This window comes from Ensifer sp. ENS11 (assembly GCF_014851895.1).
In the GTDB taxonomy this organism is placed as follows: domain Bacteria; phylum Pseudomonadota; class Alphaproteobacteria; order Rhizobiales; family Rhizobiaceae; genus Ensifer; species Ensifer canadensis.
This window is the reverse complement of record NZ_JACVAN010000011.1, coordinates 46,107-72,967: the sequence shown is the minus strand read 5'-3', so window position 1 is coordinate 72,967 and position 26,861 is coordinate 46,107. Positions and strand designations below refer to the sequence as shown.

16 protein-coding genes are annotated in these 26,861 nt (G+C 63.3%); 12 read left to right on the top strand and 4 right to left on the bottom strand.

Going from position 1 to position 26,861, the window contains the following annotated elements; all coding sequences use genetic code 11:
- The first annotated feature begins 96 nt into the window (after window positions 1–96).
- From IB264_RS20685 to IB264_RS20630, 12 genes are all read left to right on the top strand, one after another.
- A complete protein-coding gene (locus IB264_RS20685) occupies window positions 97–1,131 on the top strand; it encodes an aldo/keto reductase (protein ID WP_025424841.1) in 1,035 nt (344 codons plus the stop codon).
- Between the two features lie 132 nt (window positions 1,132–1,263).
- The gene (locus tag IB264_RS20680) at window positions 1,264–4,590 is read left to right on the top strand and encodes a DUF2126 domain-containing protein (RefSeq protein ID WP_057217964.1); all 3,327 of its coding nucleotides are present in this window, start codon (window positions 1,264–1,266) and stop codon (window positions 4,588–4,590) included.
- Window positions 4,591–6,999: a circularly permuted type 2 ATP-grasp protein gene (locus tag IB264_RS20675; protein WP_057217966.1), complete on the top strand. Its 2,409-nt coding sequence runs from the start codon at window positions 4,591–4,593 to the stop codon at window positions 6,997–6,999.
- A 16-nt stretch (window positions 7,000–7,015) separates the two neighbouring features.
- Entirely contained in the window at window positions 7,016–7,894 is an 879-nt protein-coding gene (locus tag IB264_RS20670) for a transglutaminase family protein (RefSeq protein WP_025424844.1), read from the top strand.
- Between the two features lie 176 nt (window positions 7,895–8,070).
- A complete protein-coding gene (locus IB264_RS20665; RefSeq protein WP_081788819.1) occupies window positions 8,071–9,324 on the top strand; it encodes a TadE/TadG family type IV pilus assembly protein in 1,254 nt (417 codons plus the stop codon).
- A 224-nt stretch (window positions 9,325–9,548) separates the two neighbouring features.
- Window positions 9,549–12,014: a glycogen/starch/alpha-glucan phosphorylase gene (locus IB264_RS20660; RefSeq protein ID WP_107027701.1), complete on the top strand. Its 2,466-nt coding sequence runs from the start codon at window positions 9,549–9,551 to the stop codon at window positions 12,012–12,014.
- On the top strand, window positions 12,011–14,221 hold the full coding sequence (glgB, locus tag IB264_RS20655) for a 1,4-alpha-glucan branching protein GlgB (RefSeq protein WP_057217968.1): 2,211 nt from the start codon (window positions 12,011–12,013) through the stop codon (window positions 14,219–14,221). The genes IB264_RS20660 and glgB overlap by 4 nt, the downstream gene beginning before the upstream one ends.
- Window positions 14,222–14,653: 432 nt before the next feature.
- Entirely contained in the window at window positions 14,654–15,916 is a 1,263-nt protein-coding gene (glgC, locus tag IB264_RS20650; RefSeq protein WP_025424848.1) for a glucose-1-phosphate adenylyltransferase, read from the top strand.
- Window positions 15,917–15,927: 11 nt separating this feature from the next.
- Window positions 15,928–17,370 carry a glycogen synthase GlgA gene (glgA, locus tag IB264_RS20645; protein ID WP_025424849.1) on the top strand — a complete coding sequence of 481 codons (1,443 nt, stop codon included), beginning with the start codon at window positions 15,928–15,930 and terminating at the stop codon, window positions 17,368–17,370.
- 6 nt (window positions 17,371–17,376) lie between these two features.
- On the top strand, window positions 17,377–19,005 hold the full coding sequence (locus IB264_RS20640; RefSeq protein WP_057205618.1) for an alpha-D-glucose phosphate-specific phosphoglucomutase: 1,629 nt from the start codon (window positions 17,377–17,379) through the stop codon (window positions 19,003–19,005).
- Window positions 19,006–19,070: 65 nt separating this feature from the next.
- Entirely contained in the window at window positions 19,071–21,035 is a 1,965-nt protein-coding gene (gene glgX, locus IB264_RS20635) for a glycogen debranching protein GlgX (protein WP_025424851.1), read from the top strand.
- 75 nt (window positions 21,036–21,110) lie between these two features.
- Entirely contained in the window at window positions 21,111–21,599 is a 489-nt protein-coding gene (locus IB264_RS20630; RefSeq protein WP_025424852.1) for a MaoC family dehydratase, read from the top strand.
- Window positions 21,600–21,645: 46 nt separating this feature from the next.
- On the opposite strand, the gene IB264_RS20625 is transcribed toward IB264_RS20630, so the two are convergent.
- The 4 genes from IB264_RS20625 to IB264_RS20610 form a co-directional block, all read right to left on the bottom strand.
- Complete coding sequence (locus IB264_RS20625; RefSeq protein ID WP_051509185.1) at window positions 21,646–22,797, bottom strand: zinc-dependent alcohol dehydrogenase family protein; 1,152 nt, start codon at window positions 22,795–22,797, stop codon at window positions 21,646–21,648.
- A 200-nt stretch (window positions 22,798–22,997) separates the two neighbouring features.
- On the bottom strand, window positions 22,998–23,549 hold the full coding sequence (gene soxG / locus IB264_RS20620) for a sarcosine oxidase subunit gamma family protein (RefSeq protein ID WP_025424854.1): 552 nt from the start codon (window positions 23,547–23,549) through the stop codon (window positions 22,998–23,000).
- Window positions 23,542–26,535 (bottom strand): sarcosine oxidase subunit alpha, encoded by a 2,994-nt coding sequence (locus IB264_RS20615; RefSeq protein ID WP_025424855.1) that lies wholly within the window; start codon window positions 26,533–26,535, stop codon window positions 23,542–23,544. The genes soxG and IB264_RS20615 overlap by 8 nt, the downstream gene beginning before the upstream one ends.
- Window positions 26,532–26,852 (bottom strand): sarcosine oxidase subunit delta, encoded by a 321-nt coding sequence (locus IB264_RS20610; RefSeq protein WP_025424856.1) that lies wholly within the window; start codon window positions 26,850–26,852, stop codon window positions 26,532–26,534. The genes IB264_RS20615 and IB264_RS20610 overlap by 4 nt, the downstream gene beginning before the upstream one ends.
- Window positions 26,853–26,861: the final 9 nt, after the last annotated feature.

Sequence of the window (26,861 nt, the reverse complement as noted above, 5' to 3'; positions counted from 1 at the left end):
CAAATGATGTTCCTGCAGACGGTCTACCTCTCAAATGCCAGAGACACCACCTTCCTCCTGCCAATGCAGGCACGAACGCAACGAGGAGTTAGAATGATGGAATACAGACGGCTTGGCTCATCAGGATTGAAGGTTCCAGCGCTCAGTTTCGGCGCCGGCACCTTCGGCGGCAAGGGCCCGCTTTTCAGCGCCTGGGGCAACAGCGACAATGCCGAGGCACGCCGTCTTGTCGACATCTGCATCGAGGCCGGCGTCAATCTTTTCGACACGGCAGACGTCTATTCCGACGGTGCCTCCGAAGAGGTGCTCGGCGCAGCCATCAAGGGACGGCGCAACGACGTGCTGATCTCCACCAAGATGTCACTGCCGATGGGCGACGGTCCGAACGATGCCGGTTCGTCGCGCTCGCGGTTGATCAAGGGGATCGACGATGCCCTGCGCCGCCTCGGCACCGACACCATCGACCTGATGCAATTGCACGCCTTCGATGCCGGCACGCCGGTCGAAGAGGTGCTTTCGACGCTCGATACCTTGGTGCGCGCCGGCAAGCTGCGCTACGTCGGCGTTTCCAATTTCGCCGGGTGGCAGCTTATGAAGTCGCTCGCCGCGGCGGAAAAACAAGGATATCCGCGCTACGTCGCCCATCAGGTCTATTACTCGCTGGTCGGACGCGACTATGAATGGGAACTGATGCCGCTTGGGCTCGACCAGGGCGTCGGCGCACTCGTCTGGAGCCCGCTCGGTTGGGGCCGCCTGACCGGCAAGATCAGACGTGGCCAGCCCTGGCCGGAAGGAAGCCGCCTGCACGATACCGCCTCCTTCGGCCCGCCGGTCGATGACGACAAGCTCTACGATATCGTCGACGTGCTCGACGAGCTGGCGGCTGAGACCGGCAAGACCATCCCGCAGATCGCCATCAACTGGCTGCTGCAGCGCCCGACGGTGTCGAGCGTCATCATCGGCGCCCGCAATGAAGAGCAGTTGCGCCAGAACCTGGGTGCCGTCGGCTGGTCGCTGACACCTGACCAGATTGCACGGCTCGACAAGGCCAGTCAGAAGACGCCCACCTACCCGCACTTCCCCTATCACCTCCAGGAAGGCTTCGCCCGCCTGAACCCGCCGGCAGTGTGAACGCCTCCGCCCGCCGATCGACGCGCCGGAGAAATCCGGCGCTGTCTTTCGCGCTTGCTTTCTCCCTTCGCATTGCACAAACTTCCTTTGAATGGCGGCGCTAGACTTGCCATCAAGGGGACAAAATCCGGTATGTCGATCAAGGCAAGTATCTACCACCTGACCCACTATACCTATGACCGCCCGATCAGGCTTTCACCGCAGATCATCCGGTTGAAACCGGCGGCCCACTCCAAGACCAAGGTCATCAGCCACTCGCTGAAAGTTTCGCCTGCCAACCACTTCGTCAATCTGCAGCAGGACCCCTACGGTAACTATCTCGCCCGTTACGTCTTTCCGGATCCGGTGACCGAACTGAAGGTCGAAGTCGATCTCGTCGCCGACATGACCGTCTACAACCCCTTCGACTTCTTCATCGAGGAAGAGTCCGAGCACTGGCCCTTCGCCTATCCTGAGGACCTGATCGACGACCTGAAGATCTACATGACGCCGGAACCGATGGGGCCGGCTGTGTCCGCGTTCATGGCGACCGTCGACCGCTCAAGGCAACGGACCATCGACATGGTCGTCGGCCTCAATGCCCGGCTCCAGCAGGACGTCGGCTACGTCATCCGCATGGAGCCGGGTGTCCAGCCGCCGGAGGAAACGCTGACGTCGGCCAGAGGGTCGTGCCGCGATTCGAGCTGGCTGTTCGTCCAGATCCTGCGCAATCTGGGTTATGCCGCCCGCTTCGTCTCGGGCTACCTCATCCAGCTGGCGCCCGATCTCAAGGCGCTCGACGGCCCGTCCGGCACCGAACACGATTTTACCGACCTGCATGCCTGGGCCGAGGTTTATCTGCCCGGCGCCGGCTGGGTCGGGCTTGACCCGACCTCCGGCCTTCTGACCGGCGAAAGCCATATTCCGCTCGCCGCCACGCCGCATTACCGCAACGCCGCCCCGATTTCCGGCGGCTTCTTCGGCGATCTTGAAACTCGTACCGACTTTGCCTTCGACATGAAGGTCTCGCGCGTCGCCGAGCATCCGCGCATCACCAAGCCGTTCTCCGATGAAAGCTGGCAGGCCCTCAACGCGCTCGGCGAGCAAGTCGACCAGGTGCTGTCCGAAAACGACGTGCGCCTGACGATGGGCGGCGAGCCGACCTTCGTATCGATCGACGATTTCGAAGCAGAGGAATGGAACACCGAAGCTGTCGGGCCGACCAAGCGCGAGAAGGCGGATATCCTCATCCGTCGGCTGCGCGAACGCTTCGCGCCCGGCGGTTTTCTGCATTACGGCCAGGGCAAGTGGTATCCGGGCGAAAGCCTGCCGCGCTGGACCTTCTCGCTCTACTGGCGAAAGGACGGCGTGCCGATCTGGCGTCAGGCCGATCTCATTGCCGAGGAGAACGGCCAGCATGACGTGACGGCAGAAGATGCCGAACGCCTGCTGCATGTGGTGGCAGCCGAATTGAGCGTGCCGACTGAGATGGTCGTGCCGGCTTTCGAAGACCCGGCCGATTGGCTGCTCAAGGAAGCAAACCTTCCCGACAACGTCGATCCGGCCAATTCCAAGCTGAAGGATCCAGAGGAACGCAGCCGCATGGCCCGCGTGTTCGAGCGCGGCCTGACGGCACCGACCGGCTACGTGCTGCCGGTGCAGGCCTGGAATGCGCGTGCCACCGGCGTGCGGTGGATGAGCGAGAAGTGGCAGACCCGCCGCGGCCGCATCTTCCTCGTTCCAGGCGACAGCCCCGTCGGCTATCGCCTGCCGCTCGGCGCCCTGCCCTATGTCGCTCCGTCCGCCTATCCCTATATCCATCCGGTCGACCCGACCGTTCCGCGCGACGATCTGCCCGATTTCGCCGAAACCAGCGCCCGCCCGCAGCATTCGCGCTTCCAGGCCTCGGAAGCGCCTGAAACCCCGCAACCCCAGCCACGCGACGAGATCGCCGGGCTGGTGCGCACGGCGATCAGTGTCGAGCCGCGCGACGGCAGGCTCTGCGTCTTCATGCCGCCGACGACGAGCATCGAGGAATATCTCGACCTGATCGCTTCGACCGAACGGGCCGCCGCCGCACTCGGCCTGCCGCTTCACATAGAAGGTTACGCGCCGCCACACGACGAGCGCATCAATGTCATCCGCGTGGCACCCGATCCCGGTGTCATCGAGGTCAACATCCATCCGGCCGCCAGCTGGCAGGAGTGCGTCGATATCACCACCGCGATCTACGAAGAGGCACGTCAAAGCCGGCTCGGCGCCGACAAGTTCATGATCGACGGCCGCCACACCGGCACTGGCGGCGGCAATCACGTCGTCGTCGGCGGCGCCAATCCCAATGACAGCCCGTTCCTGCGCCGGCCCGACCTGTTGAAGAGCATTGTCCTCTATTGGCAGCGCCATCCGTCGCTCTCCTACCTGTTCTCCGGCATGTTCATTGGGCCGACCAGTCAGGCCCCGCGCATCGACGAGGCTCGGCACGATCAGCTCTACGAGCTGGAGATTGCGCTCGCGCAGGTCCCGCTGCCGGGTTCCGCAACACCGCCGCCCCTGCCCTGGCTGGTCGACCGGCTGTTCCGCAACCTGCTCGTAGACGTCACCGGCAACACCCACCGTGCCGAAATCTGCATCGACAAATTGTTTTCGCCGGACGGGCCGACCGGTCGCCTCGGCCTCGTCGAATTCCGCGGCTTCGAGATGCCGCCCAATGCCCGTATGTCGCTTGCCCAGCAGCTGCTGGTGCGCGCACTCATCGCCCGTTTCTGGAAGCACCCACTCGACGGCCGCTTCGTGCGCTGGGGCACGGCACTTCATGACCGCTTCATGCTGCCGCATCACGTCTGGCAGGATTTCCTCGAAGTGCTCGCCGACCTGCGCGCCCATGGGTTCGATCTTCGGCCGGAATGGTTCGAGGCCCAGCTCGAATTCCGCTTCCCCTTCTGCGGAGAGGTCGAATACGAAGGCGGCAGGCTGGAAATCCGTCAGGCACTGGAGCCTTGGCATGTCATGGGCGAACAGGGGGCGATCGGCGGCACCGTGCGCTATGTCGACAGCTCCGTCGAGCGGCTGCAGGTCAGGCTCGACACGCCAAATCCCGAGCGCTACACCGTCACCTGCAACGGCCGTCCCGTGCCTCTCGCCAAGACGGGTGTCAATGGCAGCGCCGTTGCCGGCGTTCGCTACAAGGCCTGGCAACCGGCCGCTGGCCTTCACCCGGTTTTGCCCGTGAACACTCCCCTTACATTCGATATCTATGATACATGGTCGAATCGGGCGATTGGCGGATGCGTCTACCATGTCGCCCATCCGGGCGGGCGCAGTTACGAGACATTTCCGGTCAACGGCAACGAGGCAGAAGCGCGGCGACTGGCGCGGTTCGAGCCCTGGGGCCACACCCCGGGAGGCTACCTGCTTCATCCGGAAAGCCCGTCGATGGAATTTCCGATGACGCTTGATCTCAGGCGTCCGCCAGGAGCGTAAATGGCGAAGAAGCAGACAGCAGCGGCAGGCCGGCTGGGCATCGATGACGATCCGGTCTTCGGCTACCGTGCACTTCCAGGCATCGCCGACGAAATGCTCGACGCGCACGGCAATGTCCGGCCCGTCTGGCAGCGGCTGCTTTCGACGCTCGGCCGCCTCGACGAAACGGACCTTGTCAATCGCTTCGCACGCGCCGACCGCTATCTGCGCGACGCCGGCGTCTTCTATCGGGTCTATGGCGGCAAGGACAGCTCGGAGAGAAGCTGGCCGCTGTCGCATATCCCGGTCCTGATCGACGAGCACGAATGGGCGACGGTCTCGCAAGGCCTCGTCCAGCGTGCCGAACTTCTGGAGAAGGTCGTCGCAGACGTCTACGGCGAAAACCGCCTGGTGCGCGAAGGCCTGCTGCCGCCGGCATTGATCGCCTCCAACCCCGATTTTCTCCGACCGCTCGTCAGCGTCAAACCGGCCGATGGCCATTTCCTGCAATTCATCTCCTTCGAGATCGGCCGTGGGCCTGATGGTAACTGGTGGGTCCTCTCGGATCGCACAGAGGCGCCGTCCGGTGCCGGCTTCGCGCTGGAAAACCGGGTCGCCACCACGCGTGCCTTCTCCAATCTCTATGCCGAAACGCATGTGCATCGCCTCGCCGGCTTCTTCGGCGCCTTCCGCGACACGCTGCAGGCGCGCAAGCTGCATCCGGACGATCGCATCGCCGTGCTCTCGCCCGGGATCGCCAACGAGACCTATTTCGAGCACGCCTATATCGCCCGCTATCTCGGCTTCATGCTTCTGGAAGGCGAAGACCTGACTGTTGTCGGCGGACGGGTGATGGTGCGCACGGTCGCCGGGCTGAAGCCGGTCGGCGTGCTCTGGCGCCGCCTCGACGCCGCCTTCGCCGATCCGCTGGAATTGAACCAGTCGTCGCACATCGGCACCCCCGGCATCGTCGAGGCTCTGCGGGCCGGTTCCGTCGCGATCGTCAACGCGCTCGGCTCCGGCATCGTCGAAACGCGCGCCTTCCTCGCCTTCCTGCCGGCCATCTGCCGGCATCTACTCGGCGAGGAACAGAAGCTGCCATCGATCGCCACCTGGTGGTGCGGCCAGACATCCGAGCGTGCGCAGGTCGCCGCCAATATCGAGCGCATGGTCATCGGCCCGGCCTATGCGACGCGCCCGTTCTTCGACGACAACGGCCAGTCGGTGCTCGGAGCGTCACTGGGCGAAAAGGACAAGGCGTCGATCTCCGATTGGCTCGATGCCGAGGCCGGAAAACTTGTCGGCCAGGAGGCGGTCACGCTGTCGACCACGCCGGCCTGGGTGCGCGGCCGCCTGACGCCGCGCCCGATGAGCCTGCGCGTTTTTGCCGCCCGCACCCGCGATGGCTGGCAGATCATGCCCGGCGGCTTTGCCCGCATCGGATCCGGCGACGATGTTGCCGCGATCGCCATGCAGGCCGGCGGCACGGCGGCCGACGTCTGGATCGTCAGCGACCGGCCGGTCGAACGCACCACCTTGCTGCCGGCCGAGGAAAGCTTCACCCGCAACATGCCGGGAAGCCTGCCGAGCCGGGCGGCCGACAACCTGTTCTGGCTTGGCCGCTATATCGAGCGCGCGGAAGGGGCGTTGCGCATCCTGCGCGCCTGGCACGGCCGGTTTGCCGAGACTGCCGACCCGAGCCTGCCGCTGCTTCAGGACGTCACCGATTATCTTGCCGCCCTCGATATCGATACCCGCCAGGCGGTGCCCGACAGCCTGCTGGCCAATATCGCAAGCGCGCTCTTCAGCGCCGGCAACATCCGCGACCGCTTCTCGCCGGACGGCTGGCTGGCGCTCAACGATCTGTCGCAGACGGCACGAAAGTTTCATGCGACCGTGCAGTCGGGCGACGATGCCACCCGCGCCATGACCGTGCTTTTGCGCAAGCTCGCTGGGTTTGCCGGTCTCGTGCACGAAAACATGTATCGCTTTACCGGCTGGCGCTTTCTGTCGATCGGCCGCTACATCGAACGTGGGCTGCACATGACGCGGCTGCTTGGTCATATGTCCGGCCCCGACGCCCCCGATGGCGCCTACGACATGCTGCTTGAGATCGGCGACAGCGTCATGACCCACCGCCGGCGCTACAACGTCAACACCGCGGCACTCACCGTGACCGACCTGCTGGCGCTCGACCCGCTCAACCCACGCTCGGTGCTCTACCAGCTGAACGAGATCAAGACCGAGGTGGAGCTTCTGCCGAACGCCTATGTCAACGGCCAGATGTCGCCCTTCTACCGCGAGGCGATGCGCCTGCATTCCGGCCTTGCGGTCATGACGCCGGAGGCGATGAACCTCGGCGTCTACAACAGGCTGGAGCGGGACCTGGAAGCGCTCTCCAATATTCTCGCCAACACCTATCTCGGCTGACCGGCAGGATACACCCATGCTCTATGATATCAGCCTGAAGATCACCTACGGCTACGAAGTGCCGGTGTCCGGCGGGCGCCACCTCGTGCGCGTCATGCCGGCGACGCTGCCCGGCCGGCAGCGGCTCGTCGTCGGCTCGCTCAGTTGTCACCCGATGCCGGCGGAACGCTCCGAAAGCGTCGATTTCTTCGCCAATCCCTTCACCGCGATCCTGTTTCGCTCCGCCCATGACGACCTCGTGATCCGCATGCAGGCGCGGGTGCAGGTGGAGCCGTTGCCGCTGACGGCCGACTTTTCGGCCGATCTGTCGCGCCTGCCGACGGAGCTCGCCGCCTCGTGGTCCGTCGACCCGGAAGCGCCGCATCATTTCATCGGCCCCAGTCCGCTTCTGACGGAGGTCCCGGAGATTGCGGCCTACGCACAAGCCGTGGTCACTCCCGGGATGACGATCCGCCAGATCGCAACGGCAATCTGCGCCCGCATCCACCGGGACTTCGTCTACGACGCCGAGGCGACGACGGTAAGCACCACACCGGCGGAAGCATTCGAACTCAAACGCGGTGTCTGCCAGGATTTCACCCATGTGATGATCGTGGCGCTCAGGAGCCTCGGCATTCCCGCTGGGTATGTTAGCGGATTCTTGAGAACGATTCCTCCCGCCGGCAAGGAGCGCCTGGAAGGGGCTGACGCCATGCACGCATGGGTTCGTATCTGGTGTGGCACCACCGCTGGTTGGCTTGAACTCGATCCGACCAACAATATCCCTGCTGGAACCGACCATATCGTCGTCGGTCATGGTCGCGACTACGGCGACGTTGCACCCGTCATCGGCGTGCTGAAGAGCTATGGCGGGCAGAAGACCGAACAGGCCGTTGACGTCATTCCGGTCACCTGACCCGATTTGAGACACGACGTTCCCGTTTTCGCACGCCTCCGTGTCGCGTGAACCCGCTGTAACCACTGGTTTTCCTGCATTCCGCTAAAATTGAATCGATCGCCTGAACGATATCGTAAGTCACCCCCGCTAATGTCCCCCTCAAGCTTGCAACGCGTTCCTTGGGGTGTGCAGAGATGGGAAAACGATCCACGATCAACCGGTCCTTCATGGCTATGCTGAAGGACCGCGGCGGCAATTTCGGCATGATGGCGGCTTTGGCAACGCCATTGATACTTGCGGCCGGTGGCGTCGCCATCGACCTGGCGAACATGGTGACGATGAAGAACCAGATGCAAGATGCGGCCGACGCCGCAGCGTTGGCCGCAGCGTCTGCACTGGTGTCGAAAACTCCGCCTACGCCGGAAGAGGCCAAGGAAATCGCATTGAACTTCCTGAAGGCTCAGTCCACGGCCGCAGGCAGTGCCACTGACGGCTGGGGCGAGAATGGCGGAACTGCGGCATCGTTCAAATCCGCCGCCGATCCGGCCGCAGAAGACAAGCCGCCCGTCGATGAGGCAACCGTCGACATCATCGAGGGCAGCAACGGCGCGACGGGCAAGACCTTCAAAGTCTCGATCGTCAACAAGCACACGATCGAATTCAACGCGATGACCCGCCTGCTCGGGCGGAAATGGACCCAGCTCGAAACCCGGGCCACCGCGGACAGCGCAACCGAAACCAAGAACGCGCTGTCGATGTATCTCGTGCTCGATCGCTCCGGCTCGATGGCCTGGAAGACCAACGCGTTGGACACGACGAAAACGTCGTGCGCCAACTACACCGAGGACAACTGGAGCAAGTATCCGAACCTGAAGGCGACCAAGCCCTGCTACGTCACCAAGGTCGATGCGCTCAAGACCGCGGTCAAGGATCTGCTCGCGCAGTTGAAGATTGCCGACCCGAAGGATCTCTATGTCCGCACGGCAGCCGTTTCCTACAATTCGGCGCAGGATACGGCCGGTAATCTCGATTGGGGCACGACGGGAACGGCAACCTATGTCAACGCCCTCGTTGCAACCGGCGGCACAGCATCGGGCAATGCCTTTAAGACCGCATACAACAAGGTCACTGCCGCGACGGAAAATACCGCGCACAAGGCCAAGAACGGTCAGGTACCGACAAAATACATCGTGTTCATGACCGACGGCGACAACAACAACACGAGCGACGACACGACGACACTGACGTGGTGCGATACGGCACGCAAGAACAACATCCAGGTCTATACCGTCGCCTTCATGGCACCGGACCGCGGCAAAGCACTGCTCAAGTCCTGCGCCACCACCACCGCCAACTACTTCCAGGCGGAAGAAGCCGCCGACCTGATCGCGGCCTTCAAGGCGATCGGCGAGAAGGCTTCGGCCATGGCGACCCGCCTGACCAAGTAAACAACAAAAGCGCGCACCACTGTGCCGCCCGGTCCCGCCGGGCGGCATTTTTCGTTCGCGCAATCGTCAAGCCCATGGCTCTTCGTCGCGTATCCCTTCTATTCAGGCAATTCTAATCCTTTTAAAAACAGCTGTTGCAAGCGCTTCGGATCGATGCATAAATTGCCCATCCCCGGTCGGTTCCGGCCTGCGACCTCCCAACGCAAAAGGGTAAGACAGTTCTGATGATGAACAAGATTTCCGCCAACGAACTGCCGCAGCCCGCACTTCGTTCTTCCGAACCCGATCAGCTTGCCGTCGAAATTCTCGAACGCCTGAAGTATCGTATCGGTAAGGATCCGAAGGTCGCCAAGCCGCATGACTGGCTGACCGCGGCTATCCTCGTGGTGCGCGACCGCATCACCGACAAGTGGATGGATTCGACCCGCCAGACCTACGCGACCGGTGCCAAGCGCGTCTATTATCTGTCGCTGGAGTTCCTTATCGGCCGCCTGATGCGCGATGCCATGACCAATATCGGCCTGATGGAGGAGATGCGCGATGCGCTCGCCTCGCTCGGTGTCGATATCGATGTCATCGCCCTGCTCGAGCCCGACGCAGCACTCGGCAATGGTGGTCTCGGCCGTCTTGCAGCCTGTTTCATGGAATCGATGGCGACGGTGGACGTTCCAGCCTATGGCTACGGCATCCGCTACATGCACGGCCTGTTCCGCCAGCAGATGGCCGATGGCTGGCAGGTAGAGCTGCCGGAGACCTGGCTTGCCCATGGCAATCCCTGGGAGTTCGAGCGGCGCGAAAGCTCCTATGAGATCGGCTTCGGCGGCGTTGTCGAAACCGCCAATGTCGACGAGGAGATCCAGCGCTTCGTGTGGAAGCCGGCCGAGCGTGTGATCGCCACCGCTTTCGACACGCCTGCCGTCGGCTGGCGCGCCAAGCGCGTCAATACGCTCAGGCTCTGGACGGCGCAGCCGATCGACCCGATCCTGCTCGATGCCTTCAATGCCGGCGACCACATCGGCGCGCTGCGCGAAAGCAACAAGGCCGAAAGCCTGACCCGCGTGCTCTACCCCGCCGACGCGACGCCCGCCGGCCAGGAGCTTCGCCTGCGCCAGGAATATTTCTTCTCGTCCGCGTCTCTGCAGGACATCCTGCGCCGCCACCTGCAGCAGTATCCCGACTTCACCTCGCTGCCCGATGCCGTCGCGATCCAGCTCAACGATACGCATCCGGCGGTCTCGATTGCCGAACTGATCCGGCTGCTGACGGATCTGCACGGCCTAGATTTCGAACAGGCCTGGGAGATCACCCGCCGGACCATTTCCTACACTAACCACACGCTTTTGCCCGAAGCGCTCGAAAGCTGGCCCGTGCCGCTCTTCGAACGTCTGCTACCGCGCCACATGCAGATCGTCTATGCGATCAACGCCAAGATCCTGATCGAGGCGCGCAAGCAGAAGGGCGCCACCGACCAGGAAATCCGCAACATCTCGCTGATCGACGAAAGCGGCGACCGCCGGGTGCGCATGGGCAACCTTGCGTTTGTCGGCTCCCATTCGATCAACGGCGTGTCGGCGCTGCACACCGAGCTGATGAAGGAAACGGTCTTTGCCGACCTGCACAGGCTCTATCCAGATCGCATCAACAACAAGACCAACGGCATCACCCCCCGCCGCTGGCTGATGCAGTGCAATCCCGGCCTGTTCAGCCTGATCCGCGAGGCGATCGGCGACGAATTCATGGACAATACCGAGGCGCTGCAGGCACTCGATGCCTTCGCCGACAAACCGGATTTCCAGGAGCGTTTTGCCGCGGTCAAGCGCGCCAACAAGGTGAAGCTGGCGCAGCTTGTGCAAAGCCGCCTCGGCCTCAGGCTCGACCCGTCGGCGATGTTCGACATCCAGATCAAGCGCATCCATGAGTACAAGCGCCAGCTCCTCAATATCATCGAGGCGGTGGCGCTCTACGACCAGATCCGCTCGCATCCCGAGCTCGACTGGGTGCCGCGCGTCAAGCTGTTCGCGGGCAAGGCGGCGCCGAGCTACCACAACGCCAAGCTGATCATCAAACTGGCCAACGACGTCGCCCGCGTGGTCAACAACGACCCGGCGGTGCGCGGTCTTCTGAAGATCGTCTTCGTACCGAACTACAACGTCTCGCTGGCCGAGATCATGGTCCCCGCAGCCGACCTGTCCGAGCAGATCTCGACGGCCGGCATGGAGGCCTCCGGCACCGGCAACATGAAGTTTGCGCTGAACGGTGCGCTGACGATCGGCACGCTCGACGGCGCCAATGTCGAAATGCGCGACTGGGTCGGCGAGGAAAACATCAAGATCTTCGGCCTGACGGCCGAGGAAGTCACCAACGCCCGCGCCGAAGGCCACAATCCGCGCGCCATCATCGAAGGGTCGCGCGAGCTGTCGCAGGCGTTGCAGGCGATCGCTTCGGGTGTGTTTTCGCCCGATGACCGCAACCGCTTCACCAGCCTCGTCGATGGCCTCTACAATCACGACTGGTTCATGGTCGCGGCCGACTTCGAAGCCTATGCCCGGGCGCAGCGTGAAATCGACCAGCTGTGGACGACGCCGTCGGCGTGGTATTCGCAGGCCGTACGCAACACCGCGCGCATGGGCTGGTTCTCGTCCGATCGGACCATCCGGCAATATGCCGGGGAAATTTGGAGAGCCGGATGACCCCTTCGGCCGGCAAGGACCCGGAACCCGCAGCCGCAGCCCTGCTGTCAATGCCGGCCATTGCGGCCATTCTTTCGGGCACGCACGACGATCCCTTTGCCGTTCTTGGCGTGCATCCGGCGGGAAAAAACTACGTCGCCCGCTGCTTCATCCCGGATGCCGCTAGCGTCGTTGCGGAAACGCTGGCGGGCAAGGAACTCGGAACCCTCGAGCGGCGCGACGACGCCGGCTTCTTCGAGGGACCGGTCTCGCTGCGCAAGATCCAGCCGGTGCGTTATCGCGCCCGCAACGATGGCGGCGAGTGGATCGTCGTCGATCCCTACAGCTTCGGCCCCGTACTCGGACCGATGGACGACTACTACATCCGCGAGGGCTCGCATCTCCGGCTGTTCGACAAGATGGGCGCCCATCCGACCGACCATGAAGGCGCTCAAGGCTACCATTTCGCCGTCTGGGCCCCGAACGCCAAGCGCGTGTCGGTGGTCGGCCAGTTCAACGGCTGGGACGGGCGGCGCCATGTCATGCGGCTGCGGACCGACACCGGCATCTGGGAAATCTTCATCCCCGGTGTCGAGGCGGGCCTTGCCTACAAATACGAAATCCTTGACCGCCAAGGTACGCTGCTGCCGCTGAAGGCGGATCCCTTCGCACGCCGTTCGGAGCTTCGGCCCAACACCGCCTCGGTGACGACGCCTGAGATCGCACAGGTGTGGGAAGACGAGGCGCACCGCGCCCATTGGGCATCGACTGACGCCCGCCGCCAGCCGATCTCGATCTACGAGGTCCACGCCGGCTCGTGGCAGCGCCGCGACAATGGCGACATGCTGTCCTGGGATGAGCTCGCCGACCGGCTGATCCCCTACTGCGTCGACATGGGTTTCACCCATATCGAATTCCTGCCGATCTCCGAATTCCCCTACGATCCCTCCTGGGGCTACCAGACGACAGGCCTCTATGCGCCGACGGCACGCTTCGGCGAGCCGGAAGGGTTTGCGCGTTTCGTCAACGGCTGCCACAAAGTCGGCCTCGGCGTCATCCTCGACTGGGTGCCCGCGCATTTCCCGACCGACGAGCACGGGCTGCGCTGGTTCGACGGCACCGCGCTCTACGAGCATGAGGATCCGCGCCAGGGTTTCCACCCCGACTGGAATACGGCGATCTACAATTTCGGTCGGCAGGAAGTGCTGTCGTTCCTCGTCAACAACGCGCTCTATTGGGCGGAGAAATTCCACGTCGACGGGCTGCGCGTCGATGCCGTCGCCTCGATGCTTTACCTCGACTATTCGCGCAAACACGGCGAATGGGTGCCGAACGAATACGGCGGCAACGAGAACCTGGAGGCGGTCCGCTTCCTTCAGACGATGAACACCGAAATCTACGGCGTCCACAAAGGCATCCTGACGATCGCCGAGGAATCGACGTCCTGGCCCAAGGTGTCCCATCCGGTCCATGCCGGCGGTCTCGGCTTCGGCTTCAAGTGGAACATGGGCTTCATGCACGACACGCTGCAATACATGTCGCGCGAGCCGATCCACCGTCGCCACCACCACAACGACCTGACGTTCGGGCTGCTCTACGCCTTCAGCGAAAACTTCGTGCTGCCGCTGTCCCATGACGAGGTCGTGCACGGCAAAGGTTCGCTCATTGCCAAGATGACCGGCGACGATTGGCAGAAGTTCGCCAACCTGCGCGCCTACTACGGCTTCATGTGGGGCTACCCCGGCAAGAAGCTCCTGTTCATGGGGCAGGAGTTTGCGCAGTGGCGCGAATGGTCGGAGGAGCGCGCGCTCGACTGGAACCTGCTGGAATATCACCTGCATGAGGGCATGCGCCGACTGGTGCGCGATCTCAACGGCACCTATCGCTCGAAGCCGGCGCTGCATGCGCGCGACTGCGAAGGCGACGGATTCGAATGGCTGCTCGCAGACGACCGGGACAACTCGGTCTTTGCGTGGCTGCGCAAGGCGCCGGGTGAAAAGCTCGTCGCCGTCATCACCAATTTCACGCCCGTCTATCGGGAAAACTACACGATCCCGCTTCCGGTCGCGGGTCGCTGGAAGGAAATATTGAACACCGATGCGGAAATCTATGGGGGGAGTGGCAAGGGCAACGGCGGCGCCGTTCAGGCACAAAAGGATCAGACAGGAGCAATAGCAGCCACCATCACCTTGCCGCCTTTGGCAACGCTGATGCTGGAGCAGGACTAGAGCATCCCGCTTTCAAGTGGAATCACTGAAAGCGGATAAGATGCTCTAGAATCAAAGTGCTAGAGCGTCCTTTGTGCGTTCATCTGAACGCACGGCGCTCTAGAGCATTTCCAGGAAGTGCGAAGCGGTTTTCCGTCAGGAAATGCGCAAAAACAAAGGGATAGAGCGTTTCTTCGACTTGGTTCAAATCGGAAATGCTGCTGCATGTTTCCTTAAATCCTATTCGATTTAAGGATAAAAACATGCAGCAATTCAAAGTGCTACAGCGACCTTTGCGCGTCTAAGTCTAATAAGACGCGCGGCGCTGCAGAGTGTTCCAGCCCGACGGGGTGAACCGGACGGCGGGAGTGCAAGAAGAAATTTCGAGGGCCGCAAGGCGTCGCCAAAGGTCGCCGTGACGATCCCGAAGAACAATGATTTTGGGGAGGACAAATGGTGGAAAAGCGTACGCAACCCTTGGCCCGTGATGCCATGGCCTATGTTCTCGCTGGCGGCCGCGGCAGCCGCCTGAAGGAATTGACCGACCGACGGGCAAAGCCGGCCGTCTATTTCGGCGGCAAGGCCCGCATCATCGACTTCGCACTCTCGAACGCCCTCAACTCCGGCATCCGTCGCATCGGCGTCGCCACGCAGTACAAGGCCCATTCGCTGATCCGCCACCTGCAGCGCGGCTGGAACTTCTTCCGCCCCGAGCGAAACGAAAGTTTCGATATCCTGCCGGCAAGCCAGCGCGTTTCCGAAACGCAGTGGTACGAAGGCACCGCCGACGCGGTCTACCAGAACATCGACATCATCGAGGATCACGGCGTCGAATACATGGTCATCCTGGCGGGCGACCACATCTACAAGATGGACTACGAACTGATGCTGCAGCAGCACGTCGATTCCGGCGCCGACGTCACCATCGGCTGCCTCGAAGTGCCGCGCATGGAAGCGACCGGCTTCGGTGTGATGCATGTCGACGACAAGGATCGCATTATCGCCTTTGTCGAGAAGCCGGCCGATCCGCCGGGCATTCCCGGCAATCCCGAGATGGCGCTCGCCTCGATGGGCATCTACGTGTTCCACACCAAGTTCCTGATGGATCTGTTGCGCCGCGACGCGGCCGATCCGAAGTCGAGCCGCGACTTCGGCAAGGACATCATCCCGTATATCGTCGACAACGGTAAGGCGGTCGCCCACCGCTTCAACCAGTCCTGTGTGCGCTCGGACTTCGAACGCGAAGCCTACTGGCGCGACGTCGGCACGATCGATGCCTATTGGCAGGCCAATATCGACCTGACGCATGTAACGCCCGAACTCGACATCTACGACAGCACCTGGCCGATCTGGACCTTCGCCGAGATCAAGCCGCCGGCAAAGTTCGTGCATGACGACGAGAACCGCCGCGGCTCCGCGACCTCGTCGCTGGTGTCGGGCGACTGCATCATCTCGGGCGCTGCCCTCAATCGCAGCCTGCTTTTCACCGGCGTCAGAGTAAATTCATATTCGCGACTGGAAAATGCCGTCATACTGCCCGATGTGAAGATCGGTCGCCGCGCGCTGCTCAGCAACGTGGTGATCGACAGCCGCGTGGTCATTCCGGAGGGCCTCGTCGTCGGTGAAGACCCGGAACTGGATGCGAAGCGCTTCCGCCGTTCGGAAAACGGCGTTTGCCTGATCACCCAGACAATGATCGACAAACTGGGAATGTAGGTCCGCCGCTGATGAACATCCTCTCCGTTGCGTCCGAAGTGTATCCGCTGGTCAAGACCGGGGGGCTCGCCGATGTCGTCGGCGCCCTGCCGGCCGCACTGTCGCCGCACGGCATCCGCACCCGCACCCTGGTGCCCGGCTATCCCGCGGTGCTGCAGAAACTGAAGAAGAAAAAGAAGGTCGGCAGTTTTGCCAATCTGTTCGGCAGCCCGGCCTCGGTTCTCGCGGCCGATCTTGACGGCCTCGACCTGCTGGTGCTCGATCTGCCTGCCCTCTACGAGCGCGACGGCGGCCCCTATGTCGACGCCACCGGCCGCGATTATGTCGACAACTTTCGCCGCTTCGCCGCCCTGTCGCTGGCTGCGGCCGAAATCGCCGCCGGCGATGTCGTGTCCGGCTGGAAGCCCGATATCGTCCATGTGCACGACTGGCAGACGGCACTGACGCCGGTCTATATGCGCTTTGGCCGCGCCGCCTCGACGCCGACAGTGTTGACGATCCACAACATCGCCTTCCAGGGGCAATTTGGGCCGGAAATCTTCGCCGAGTTGGCACTTCCGCCCGAAGCCTTCTCGACGCAGTTCGTCGAATATTACGGCGATGTCGGCTTCCTCAAAGGTGGCCTGCAGACCGCAAATGCGATCACCACCGTCAGCCCATCCTATGCGCAGGAGATCCTGACTCCGGACTTCGGCATGGGTTTTGAAGGCCTGCTCAAGAGCAGGGTTTCCGACCTCTCCGGCATCGTCAACGGCATCGACGCCGACGTCTGGGATCCGGCCAGCGACCCCTTTATCGCCCAGCATTTCAGCGCGACGACATTGAAGCAGCGCGCCGCCAACCGCCGGGCGCTGGAGGAACGCTTCGGGCTCGAACAGGGTAACGGCCCGATCTTCTGCGTCATCAGCCGGCTGACCTGGCAAAAGGGTATGGACCTTCTCGCCGAAGTCACCGACGAGATCGTCGCGATGGGCGGCAAGCTCATCGTTCTCGGCTCCGGTGACACGGCGCTCGAAGGCGCGCTTCTCGCCGCCGCCTCGCGCCATCGCGGCCATGTCGGCATGGTTACCGGCTATAACGAACCGCTGTCGCACCTGATGCAGGCGGGATCCGACGCAATCCTCATTCCGTCGCGCTTCGAGCCCTGCGGGCTGACCCAACTCTACGGCCTGCGCTACGGTTGCGTGCCGGTGGTTGCCCGTACCGGCGGCCTCGCCGACACCATCATCGACGCGAACGAAGCCGGGTTGTCAGCCAAGGTGGCGACCGGATTCCAGTTCACGCCGGTCACCGCCGACGGGTTGCGTCTTGCGATCCGGCGCGTCTTCCGTGCATACAACGAACCGAAAGTCTGGGCGCGTCTGCAGACCCAGGGCATGAAATCGGACGTTTCCTGGGCCAGAAGTGCCGAGCGTTACGTCTCACTATATTCCGGTCTTCTCGGGAAAGGCTAAGTCAGAATGATAAGAACAGTCACCACCACACCCTATGGCGATCAGAAACCCGGCACGTCGGGCCTGCGCAAGAAGGTTCCGGTGTTCCAGCAGAAGAACTATGCCGAGAACTTCATCCAGTCGATCTTCGACGCGCTCGAAGGCTTTGCCGGTCAGACCCTGGTGATCGGCGGCGACGGCCGCTTCTACAACCGCGAAGTCATTCAGATCGCCATCAAGATGGCGGCCGCCAACGGCTTCGGCCGCGTACTCGTCGGCCGCGGCGGCATTCTGTCGACGCCGGCCGCCTCCAACGTCATCCGCAAATACGAAGCCTTCGGCGGCATCGTGCTCTCCGCCAGCCACAACCCCGGCGGCCCGACCGAAGACTTCGGCATCAAGTACAATATCGGCAATGGCGGTCCGGCACCGGAGAAGGTCACCGACGCGATCTATGCCTGCAGCCAGGTGATCGACACCTACAAGATCTCGGATGTCGCCGACGTCAACCTCGATGCCGAGAGCTCGCAGGAGATCGACGGCATGACTGTGACCGTCATCGACCCGGTGGCCGACTACGCCGCGCTGATGGAAAGCCTGTTCGACTTCGGCGCTATCCGCAAGCTGATCTCGGGCGGCTTCCGCGTCGTCTTCGATGCAATGAGCGCGGTCACCGGGCCTTACGCCAAGGAGATCATCGAGAAGCGTCTGGGCGCGCCGAAGGGCTCGGTCATGAACTTCATTCCGCTGCCGGACTTCGGCGGCCATCACCCGGACCCGAACCTCGTACACGCCCGCGCGCTCTACGAGACAATGATGGCGCCCAACGCCCCCGATTTCGGCGCAGCCTCCGACGGCGACGGCGACCGCAACCTCGTCATCGGCCGCGGCATCTTCATCACCCCGTCCGACAGTCTGGCGATGCTGGCCGCCAACGCCCATCTGGCGCCGGGCTATGCCAAGGGACTTGCCGGTATCGCCCGTTCGATGCCGACAAGCGGCGCCGCCGACCGTGTCGCCGAAAAACTCGGCATCGGCCTCTACGAAACGCCGACCGGCTGGAAGTTCTTCGGCAACCTTCTCGATGAAGGCATGGCAACGATCTGCGGCGAGGAAAGTGCCGGCACCGGCTCCAACCACGTCCGCGAAAAAGACGGCCTCTGGGCGGTCCTCCTGTGGCTCAACATCCTTGCCGTGCGCAAGGAAAGCGCGCTCGACATCGCCCGCAAGCACTGGGCGACCTACGGCCGCAACTACTACTCGCGCCACGACTACGAAGAAGTGGACAGCGATGCCGCCAACGGCCTAGTGGCAGCGCTCCGCGACCAGCTCGCGACCCTGCCCGGGAAATCCTTCGGCGCGCTCAAGGTCGCGACATCAGACGACTTTTCCTATCACGATCCGGTCGACCATTCCGTCAGCAAGAACCAGGGTATCCGCATCCTGTTCGAGGGCGGATCGCGCGTCGTCTTCCGCCTGTCGGGCACCGGCACATCAGGCGCAACGCTGCGTGTCTACATCGAGCGTTTCGAGCCGGATCCGGCCCGCCATGATATCGACACCCAGGAGGCGCTCGCCGACCTGATCCTCGTTGCCGATGAGATCGCCGGCATCAAGACCCGCACCGGCCGCACCGAGCCGAGCGTGATCACCTGACGGAGCGCCCATCAGGGGCGCGCAAGAGACTGATATAGCAAGAAAACCCGAGGGGTGACTGATTAATGCCGACCGATGCATTGTTACCCCTCGGCGCCACGCTTACCCCTGACGGTACACGGTTTGCCGTCTGGTCGCGCAATGCTGCGTGCATCGACCTCTGCCTGTTCGACAAGGCGGGCGCCAAGGCATTGCGTCAGCTGCCGATGTTGCGCGACGGCGATGTGCATAGCCTGATGGTTGCCGATGCGCCGAAGGGAACCCGCTACGGTTTTCGCGCTGATGGGGTCTATTCGCCCGACCACGGCCTCTGGTTCGATCCAGCGAAGCTGCTCGTCGACCCCTACGCCATCGAACTCGACCGGCCTTTCCGGCACGATCCGAGGCTCACCATCTTCGGCGAGGACACCGCCGATCTGGTGCCTAAGGCAATCGTCAGGGACGTCAAGACAGCCAAGCCGAAGCCGCCGATCTTCAGGGCGGGCGGGTTGATCTACGAGATCGCCGTCAAACCCTTCACAGCGCTGCATCAAGGCATTCCCGAGGCGAAACGCGGCACTGTCGCAGCGCTCGCCGAGCCCGTCATCATCGACCATTTGAAGCGGCTCGGCGTTTCCGCCGTCGAACTGATGCCGATCGTCGCCTGGATCGACGAACGTCACCTGCCGCTACTGGGGCTCAGCAATGGCTGGGGCTACAATCCGATCGCGCCGATGGCGCTCGATCCACGGCTGGTGCCGGGCGGGTTGAAGGAACTTCGCCAGACTGTCGAGGCACTGCGCAAGGCCGGCATCGGCGTCATCCTCGATCTGGTCTTCAACCATTCCGGGGAAAGCGATCGGCTCGGCACGACGCTGTCGATGCGAGGGCTCGACAACCTCGCCTATTATCGCCACGTCACCGACAGGCCGGGCGATCTCATCAACGACACCGGCTGCGGCAACACGATCGCCTGCGACCACCCTGTCGTCCAGGCGCTGATCCTCGACAGCCTGCGCCACTTCGTGCTGGCCGCCGGCGTCGATGGCTTCCGTTTCGATCTCGCCTCTGTCCTCGGCCGCGACATGACCGGTTTCCATCGGAACGCTCCCCTGTTTGAGGCAATCCAAGCCGATCCGGTGCTTGCCGACCGCGTGCTGATCGCCGAGCCCTGGGATGTCGGCCCCGGCGGTTACCAGCTCGGCAATTTTCCCGCTCCGTTTCTGGAATGGAACGACCGGGCGCGCGACGACGTCAGGCTCTACTGGCGCGGCGACCGGCACGTGATCGGTGCGCTTGCGACAGCGCTTGCGGGCTCTTCGGATACGTTTTCCCGCTGGGGCGACACCGGCACCCGAACGGTCAACTTCATCGCCGCCCATGACGGTTTTGCGCTTGCCGACATCGTTGCCTATGCCGGCAAGCATAACGAGGCCAACGGCGAAGAGAACCGTGACGGCCACAACGAGAACCATTCCTGGAACAACGGCGCCGAGGGCGCGACAACCGACCCCGAGATCACGGTTGCGCGCCGGCATGACGTGGCGGCGCTTCTCGGCACCCTGTTTGCGTCCCGCGGCACGATCATGCTGACCGCCGGCGACGAAGGCGGACGCAGCCAACGTGGCAACAACAATGCCTATTGCCAGGACAACGCCATCACCTGGATCGACTGGAGCGCGATGGATGAGACGCTGGTCGCCCATACGGCAGCGCTTTCGTCGCTGAGGAAGCGCTTCGGTGTGTTCGGCGAGACGACATTCTTTACCGGCAAGGACGATGTCGAATGGCTGCGCCTCGATGGTCGCCCGATGGCGGTGACCGATTGGGAGCACCCGGCAACGGACAACCTGACGATGGTGCTTGCCACACGCGACGGCAAGAAGACGCGATCGACGCGGCTTGCCGTCGTCGTCAATCGCAGCCACGCGCCGCACCCGATCCATCTGCCCGAAAGCCTCGACGGCCAGTGGCAAGATGCGCTTTCTGCAGAACTCCCACCCACCTTTGTCCCTCCTCGCTCCGTTTCCTTCTTCGTCGAAAATTTCTGAACTATTCCCACCACTTGCTAGAACTCACCCGACCGTCCTATAGATTCGTTGGGGGGCCACTTTCAGGACAGCCATATGCTGAAGGATATTTCACTTTCCGAAATCAGACCGCTGGTCGGCACCGAGATCGGCGTCTCCGACTGGATCACGGTCACGCAGGACACGATCGACAAGTTCGCCGAGGCAACCGGCGATTATCAGTATATCCATGTCGACCCGGTGCGCGCCGCCGCCGAGACGCCGTTCGGCGGCACGATCGCCCACGGCTTCCTGTCGCTGTCGCTGTTGTCGGCGATGAATTACAGCTGCCTGCCCAAAATCCGCGAACAGACGATGGGCATCAACTACGGCTTCGAGAAGGTGCGCTTCATCGCACCGGTGAAGAGCGGCACCCGCGTGCGCGGGCACTTCACCATCGCAGACGCGCGCTTCCGTGGCAGCAGCATGTTGATGATCACCTATGAGGTCACGGTCGAAATCGAGGGTGAACGCAAACCGGCACTGACGGCCACCTGGCAGACGATCATCCAGTTCGATCCGAAGGACCGCCCTGCCGATGCCTAAATCCTGCGATGGCAGCCCAAGCTCACCCTCTACGGCGCGGCTCTGATCAAAACGCAATCACGTGCCGGATGACCTTGCCCTGGTCGAGCAGGTCGAAGGCCTCGTTGATCTCCTCGAGCGGACCGGTGCTCGATAGCAGCCTGTCGACCGGCAGCTTGCCACGCCGATAAAGCCCGATGAAGCGCGGAATATCGCGGCTCGGCACGCAGCTTCCCATGTAGCTGCCGCGAAGCGTGCGTTCTTCGGCGACCAGGCTGACGGCTGGGATGGCAATCTGGCTTGAGGGATGGGCAAGGCCGGCCGACGCGGTCGCTCCGCCGCGGCGGGTGATGCGATAGGCAAGCTCGAACGCCTTGACCGAACCGGCCGCCTCCAGCGCATGATCGACACCGCCTGACGTCGCCTCGCGGATCGCATCCCCCACATCCGGATCGGTGGCGACAAAAGTGTCGGTCGCGCCAAGCGAGCGTGCCAGCGCCAGCTTGTCCTTTGAGAGATCGATCGCGACGACCCGCTCCGCGCCCGACGCGACCGCTCCGAGCACCGCGGCAAGCCCGACGCCACCGAGACCGACGACGGCGGCCGACTGGCCCGCCTGGACGCGGCAGGTATTGACGATCGCACCGACGCCGGTCAGCACCGCGCAGCCGAAGAGTGCCGCCTCGACCAGCGGCAGGTCCGCCTCGATCTTCACTGCCGAATGGCGCGAGACGACCGCATAGTCGGCAAAGCCGGAAACGCCGAGGTGATGATGGACTGGAACAGCGTCGCAACGAATCCGGCGCTCGCCGGAAAGCAGCGTTCCCCTGCCATTCGCCTCGGCACCTGGAATGCAGAGCGCCGGACGCCCTTCCGCACAAGGCTGGCAGTCGCCGCAGCTCGGCATGAAGCTCATCACCACCCGATCGCCGGGCTTGAGATCGCGCACTGCGCTGCCGACGGCCTCCACCGTGCCTGCCGCCTCATGCCCGAGCGCCATCGGCACGGGCCGTGGCCTGTCGCCGTTGATCACCGAAAGATCGGAGTGGCAGAGACCGGCAGCGCCGATGCGAACCAGCAGTTCGTCGGGTCCCGGTGTGTCGAGGTCGACGGTCTCGATCGAGAGCGGTCGCGACCTGGCATAGGGCCGCTCGACCGGTGCGTGCCTGAGCACTGCTGCCCTGCTGCCCGTGTCTTCAAGATGTCCTCCCGCTTGCAAACGGGGGCAGCTTAGCCGCCGGAGAAGGCCGGCGGCAAGGTCGGATTGCGGACCCGGCCACAGGGCGTTGCGCATCCCGAAGATCGCGCAGCAATTTGCCGGCCCGAGAGCGTTTCCAGCTTAACGCCTGAAAACGCTATATTTCTTTGTTGTACGCATTTCCTGACGAAAGAGCGCTTCGCAGTTTTCCTGGAAAAGCTTTAGTGGCCAGCGTCCGCCGCTCCTTCGGACAGCATGCCGAAGACATAGGGGGAAAACGACCGCCAGCATTCGACGCGGAACGTGTCCTCGGCGAGGCGCAGCAATACGATCTCGACCTTTCCGAGGATGGTGCGCGAGCAGGCGCCTACCGGGAAGATCGGCAGCGACAGGTCCTGCGGGCAGCCGCTGTTGATCGCGACTTCGGCGCCCGGACCGCTGACGATGACGGCGACGTTGCGATGGGAGACATCGACCGCCGAGTGCAGCGTGCCGCTCGATGCGGCCGCGGCCATCAGGTCACCTTCGCTCTCGTCGATCACCAGCCACTCGTCCGGCCCGAGCCAGAGCGCATGGCGTTTGCCGCTCAAAGCCGAGGTCTTCGGCCGTGCCGGCAAGGTCACGCCGAGTGCCGCCGAAAGACCGGAGAGCGCATCGGCACCGGCGCGCAGCGACAGGCGCGAAGCGGCGGGTGCCGGCGTCAGGACCACCTCGGCGAAACCGCCGCGGGCAGTAAGAGCAGCCTTGCGGGTTGCAGTTGCCAGATCAGCCATGGAGGCGACCCCCTTCCTTGTCAAAGAACACCATGTCGCTCACCTCGACGGCGATCGTCCTGTCGGCCATCGGCACGTACAGCGTCTGACCGAGGCGTGCGCGGCCACCAGCAACGACGGCGAGCGCGATCGAACGGCCGCAATTTTCCGACCAGTAGGACGACGTCACATGGCCAAGCATCGTCATCGGCTTCGGCTGGTTCGGATCGGCGACGATCTGTGCGCCCTCCTCCAGCACCACCTTCGGATCCTTGGTCAGGAGCCCGACCAGCTGCTTACGACCATCCTTGACGAGGTCAGGGCGCTTGAGACCGCGGATGCCGACAAAATCGGCCTTCTTCTTCGAGACTGCCCAGGACAGGGCAGCATCGTCGGGCGTCAGCGTCCCGTCGGTATCCTGGCCGACGATGATGTAGCCTTTCTCGGCGCGCAGCACGTGCATGGTCTCGGTGCCGTAGGCGCAGGCGCCCATGGGTTCGGCCCGCTCCCAGATCGCTTCCCAGACCGCCTGGCCATAATCGGCCGGCACGTTGACTTCGAAGCCGAGCTCGCCGGTAAACGACATGCGGAACAGCCGGGTCGGCACGCCGCAGATCTTGCCCTCGGTCACGCTCATATGCGGGAAAGCCTCGTTGGAAAGATCGATGCCTTCGACGAGCGGAGCGATGATCTCGCGCGCCTTCGGACCCTGCACGGCGATAACGGCCCATTGTTCCGTCGTCGACGTCAGCCAGACCTTCAAGTGCGGGAACTCCGTCTGCAGGTAGTCTTCCATATGGTGCATCACCCGCGGCGCACCGCCGGTGGTGGTCGTCACGTGGAAGCGGTCCTCGGCAAGCCTGCCGACCACGCCGTCGTCATAAACGAAGCCGTCGTCGCGCAGCATGATGCCGTAGCGGCAGCGGCCGGGCTTCAGCGTGTCCCAGGCGTTGGTGTACATCAGGTTGAGGAACTGGGCCGCATCCGGGCCGACCACCTCGATCTTGCCGAGCGTCGAGGCGTCGAACAGGCCGGCGACCTCGCGTACTGTCTTGCATTCGCGCGCGACCGCCTCATGCATGCTCTCGCCCGCCTTCGGGTAGAACCAGGCACGTTTCCAGTTGCCGACATCCTCGAACTCGGCGCCATGCGCCTCTTCCCAGGCATGAACAGGCGTCTTGCGGGCAGGATCGAACAGGCTTCCACGCGAATGGTTGACGATCGTGCCGAAGGTTACCGGCGTGTAGGGCTGGCGGAAGGTCGTCAGACCCACCTGCGGAATGTCCTTGCCAAGCGCTTCGGCGGCAATGGCAAGGCCATGCATGTTGGACAGCTTGCCCTGGTCTGACGCCATGCCGTTGGTGGTGAAGCGCTTGATATGCTCGATCGAATGCATGCCTTCGCGCACCGCAAGCCGGATATCCTTGGCGCAGACATCATGCTGGAAGTCGATGAAGGCCTTGACGGTGGTGTCGGGTCCGGCCCCTTCGGCAGCGCCGATCATGCCGCCGGTCCAGCTGAAGGCATTGTCGCCGTGGAGCGTCACCTGGGCGCCACCTTCGGCGCCTGCCGCGCGTGCGGTCAGTTCGCCGGCTGCCAACGCCTCGTCGATCGTTGCCTGCAGGTCGTCGGTGCCGTTGCAGGCGCCGATCGACAGGCAATCCTGCAGATAGGTGCCCGGCAGGAAGCGCTGCGTTGCCGCATCGAACTTCACCTTGCCGCGTGACTGCGAGAACAGGTGCACCGACGGCGTCCAGCCGGATGAAACCAGCAGCGCATCGACCGCGATCTTGCGCGCCGACCCGCCGCCATTGCGGGCAACGCTGATCGAGGAGACGCGCAGCTTGCCGCCGGCATTGACGACGAAGTGGCCGGTCAGCACCTCGATACCGAGGCGACGGGCTTCCGCAAGCACCGCTTCGCCGGGATTGTCGCGGCAGTCGACGATGGCAGGAACGGCAACGCCGGCGCGCTTGAGATCGAAGGCCGCCTCATAGGCGGAATCATGCGCGGTGTAGACGCCGACCTTGGAGCCGACGGCAACGCCGTAATGGTTGAGATAGGTACGTCCGGCCGAAGCGAGCATGATGCCCGGGCGGTCGTTGTTGGCAAACACCATGTGGCGTTCGATCGAGCCGTTGGCGAGGATCACCTTCTTCGCCCGCACCTGCCAGAGGCGCTCGCGCGGCAATGCCTTGTCGAGCACGGACAGATGGTCCGTCACCCTTTCGACGAGGCCGACGAAATTGTGGTTGTAGTAGCCAAAGCCGGTGGTGCGCGTGAGCACCGTGACGTTGTCCATCGCGGCAAGCGCCCTGGCTGTCGCCTGCGCCCAGTCCCAGCCGTCCTTGCCGTCGATCGTCGTGCCGCCTTCATAGCGCAGCGCGCCACCGACTTCCGGCTGCTCGTCGCAGACGATCACCTTGGCACCGGCCTTGGCTGCTGCAAGCGCTGCGGAGAGGCCGGCAGCACCGGCGCCGATCACCAGCACGTCGCAATGGGCATAGCGACTGGCATAATGGTCCGGGTCGGCTTCCGTCGGCGCGACGCCGAGACCGGCCGCACGGCGGATGAAGGGTTCGTAGATCGCGTGCCAGGCAGCCTTCGGCCACATGAAGGTCTTATAGTAGAAGCCGGCGGCAAAGAACGGCGACAGCAGGTCGTTGAACCCGCCGACGTCGAAGGCGAGCGACGGCCAGCGGTTCTGCGATTCCACCTTCATGCCATCGAAGACTTCCTGCACCGTCGCGCGCACGTTCGGCTGGCGGCGGGCCGCATCGCGCGAAATATCGAGCAGCGCGTTCGGCTCCTCGGCTCCGGCGGAAAGAATGCCGCGCGGACGGTGATACTTGAACGAGCGGCCGACGAGATGGATGCCGTTGGCAAGCAATGCCGAGGCGACGGTATCGCCTTCGAGCGCCGTCAGCGTGCGTCCGTCGAAGGTGAAGCGGGCGGTACGCGCCGGCGTCAGACGGCCGGCACCTGCAATACGGTTGGTGCCGCTCATCGTGCCGCTCCCTTGTCCTGCTCGCTGTTCAGAATGGCGGCAACATCGGGCTTTGGTTCGCCCGCCTTGTAGGTGGTGTAGAACCGGTCGCTGACCGTATCGCGCGCGGCATTGAAGAAGCGGCCGCAGCCGTGGATATGGCGCCAGCGTTCGAAGATCAGGCCCTTGGGGTTCTGCCGGAGGAAGAAGAATTCCTCGAACTCCTCGTCGCTGATCTCGGCAATGTTGGCAGGGCGGACGATGTGGGCGTCACCGGCATTGCGGAATTCGAGCTCGGAGCGCTCTTCTTCGCAATAGGGGCAATAGATCAAAAGCATCTCGAAATC